This window comes from Thioclava sp. JM3, from assembly GCF_002213185.1.
Lineage (GTDB): Bacteria > Pseudomonadota > Alphaproteobacteria > Rhodobacterales > Rhodobacteraceae > Thioclava > Thioclava nitratireducens.
Map to the genome: position 1 here is coordinate 1 of NZ_NBOB01000032.1, position 2,901 is coordinate 2,901.

Here is a 2,901-nt window from a genome sequence, read left to right on the forward strand (position 1 = left end):
GTTTTGGCGCCTGTCATGAAGGCGACGGCGTCCGACATCGAGTGTTGCTTCGGATCGATGACGCAGAGCCGTTTGCCCAGCCGGTGGACGTGGATCCGGTCGGCGACCTCGAAGACATGGGGCATGTTGTGCGAGATCAGGATGATCGGCAGCCCTTTCGCCTTGAGATCGAGGATCAGGTTCAGCACCTGGCGGCTCTCCTTGACGCCGAGCGCCGCGGTGGGCTCATCCATGATGATCACCTTCGAGCCGAAGGCCGCCGCACGCGCGACCGCCACGCCCTGGCGCTGGCCGCCCGAGAGGGTCTCCACCGCCTGATCGATATCCTGAATGGTCATCAGGCCCAGATCGTTCAGCTTCTGGCGGGCGAAGGCGCGCATCGCGGGCTTGTCGAGCATCCGCAGCCATTTGCCCATCGCGCCCGGCTTGCGCAGCTCGCGCCCGACGAACATGTTGTCGACGATCGAGAGCGCGGGCGACAGCGCGAGCGTCTGGTAGACCGTCGCGATCCCGGCATCCTGCGCCTCGAGCGGGCTGCGGAAGCTGATCGGCTTGCCTTCGAGACGGATCTCCCCCTCGTCGGCGGAAACCGCGCCGGAGATCGCCTTGATGAGCGAGGATTTCCCGGCCCCGTTATCCCCGATCACGGCGAGGATTTCGCCCGGATAGAGATCGAAGTCGCATTCGTCGAGGGCGGTGACGCGGCCATAGCGTTTGACCAGACCGCGCGCGGTGAGAATGGGCTCTTGCGTCATGCCGATACCTTTCTGATCCATTGGTCGATGGCGACCGCGATGATGATGAGCCAGCCGATCGCGAAGACCTGCCAGAGCACGTCCACATTCGCGAGCCGCAGACCGGACTGGAACACGCCCACGATCAGCGCGCCGAACAGCGCCCCGAGGATCGAACCGCGCCCGCCAAAGAGCGAGATCCCCCCGATCACCACGGCGGTGATGGAATGCAGGTTCGCCTCGTAGAAGGCCTGCGGCGAGATCGACCCGACCCGGCCGATCGAGGCCCAGGCGGCGATCGCACAGACGAGCCCGGCCATGCCGTAGACCGACAGCAGCGTGCGGTCGGTACGGATGCCCGCAAGCTCCGCCGCTTCCTTGTCGTCACCCACCGCGTAGACGTGGCGGCCCCAGGCGGTCTTGTTCAGCAGATACCAGAGCACCAGGAACACCGCGACCATCAGGATCGAGCCATAGGTCAGCCGGGCATTGCCCACCGCGATCGTGTTGCCGAAGAATTTCAGAAGCGGCGCGAACTTGTCGATATCCTGCGAGCGGATCGACTGCGCGCCCGACAGCCACAGGTTCAGCGCGTAGAAGATCGACCAGGTGCCCAGCGTGGTGATGAAGGGCGGCAGCTTCACCTTGGTCACCAGAAAGCCGTTCATCAGCCCCGCCCCGGTGCCGCCCGCGAAGGAGATCAGCAGCGCCAGCGGTGCCGGCACGCCCATGTAGACAGCGAGGTTGCCCGCCACGACCGACATCAGCACCATGATCGCCGCGACCGACAGGTCGATCCCCGCGGTCAGGATGATCAGCGATTGCGCCGCGGCGAGAATGCCGATGATCGAGACCTGCTGCATGATCAGCGTCAGGTTGAAGGCCGAGAAGAACCTGCCCCCCGCCACAAGGCCGAACACGGCGATGGACAACAGCAGCACGATCACCGGCACCATCGTCGGGTTGCCGTGCAGCCCGTGCTGGATCGTGCCGAGAAGCCCGCGTTTCTTTCCCTTGAAGGCCGCGACGGTCTTGTCGCTCTTATCGAGATCGTGCTCGAAGGACTGGCCGCGAGGCGGAGCGGTCTGGGTCATGTCCGTCATCCTCTTTGTGCAATATGGGGTGAGGGGCCGTGATCCGGCCCGAAGAGGACGGGCCGCCGCGCGGGCGGCCCCTCCGATCTGTCAGGCGGGGATCAGCCCCAGCACTGCTTGAGGCCTTCCTCCGACGAGATCGAGTCGACCCCGTCGACCGGCTGGTCGGTGATCAGCGTCACGCCGGTATTGTAGAAGTCGAGACCTTCGGAGTTCTGCGGCTTGGTGCCGTCCTTGGCGAAAGCCGCGATCGCCTCGATGCCCATCGAGGCCATCTTCAGCGGGAACTGCATCGAGGTCGCGCCGATGATACCTTCCTTGACGTTCTGCACGCCCGGGCAGCCACCATCGATCGAGACGATGATCGCCTGATCCTGCATGCCGACCGATTTCAACGCCTCGTAGGCGCCGGCGGCGGCGGGCTCGTTGATCGTGTAGACCACGTTGATGCCCGGATCCTTCTGCAGAAGGTTCTCCATCGCCGTGCGGCCACCCTCTTCGTTGCCGTTGGTCACGTCATGGCCGACGATGCGCGGATCGTCTTCGTCGCCGATCTTCTTGGGGTCTTTGACGTCGATGCCGAAGCCCTTCATGAAACCCTGATCGCGCAGGTAATCGACCGAGACCTGGCTCGGGTTGAGGTCGAGGAAGGCGATCTTCGCGTCCTTGGCCTTGTCGCCCATCTTCGCATTGGCCCATTGCCCGATCAGCTCGCCCGCCTTGAAGTTGTCGGTGGCGAAGGTCGCATCGGCGGTGTCGGCGGGCTCGAACGGGGTGTCGAGCGCGATCACCAGCGCCCCCGCGTCGCGCGCTTTCGTCACCGCCGGCGCCAGCGCGCGGCTGTCGGACGGCGTGATCAGGATGCCCTTGGCGCCCGCCGCGATGCAGCTCTCGACCGCCGCGACCTGGCTTTCCACGTCGCCGTCGAGCTTGCCCGCATAGGTGTTGAGCTTGATGCCCATCTCCTCGGCTTTCGCCGTCGCACCCTCCTTCATCTTCACGAAGAACGGGTTGGTGTCAGTCTTCGTGATCAGGCAGGCGGTCGTCTCCGCCCAGGCCCCGGTCGCCATCAG

3 protein-coding genes are annotated in these 2,901 nt (G+C 65.0%); all 3 read right to left on the reverse strand.

Annotation, left to right across the window (positions count from 1 at the left end; genetic code table 11):
* Positions 1 to 755: ATP-binding cassette domain-containing protein (locus tag B6V73_RS20265; protein ID WP_088720674.1), on the reverse strand; the 755-nt coding region annotated here is incomplete at its 3' end.
* Complete coding sequence (locus B6V73_RS20270; RefSeq protein WP_088726310.1) at positions 752 to 1,828, reverse strand: ABC transporter permease; 1,077 nt, start codon at positions 1,826 to 1,828, stop codon at positions 752 to 754. The genes B6V73_RS20265 and B6V73_RS20270, both read right to left, overlap by 4 nt.
* A gap of 101 nt (positions 1,829 to 1,929) precedes the next feature.
* Positions 1,930 to 2,898, reverse strand: a complete 969-nt coding sequence (locus tag B6V73_RS20275) for a sugar ABC transporter substrate-binding protein (protein WP_075777670.1) — start codon at positions 2,896 to 2,898, stop codon at positions 1,930 to 1,932.
* Between the last annotated feature and the right edge of the window lie 3 nt (positions 2,899 to 2,901).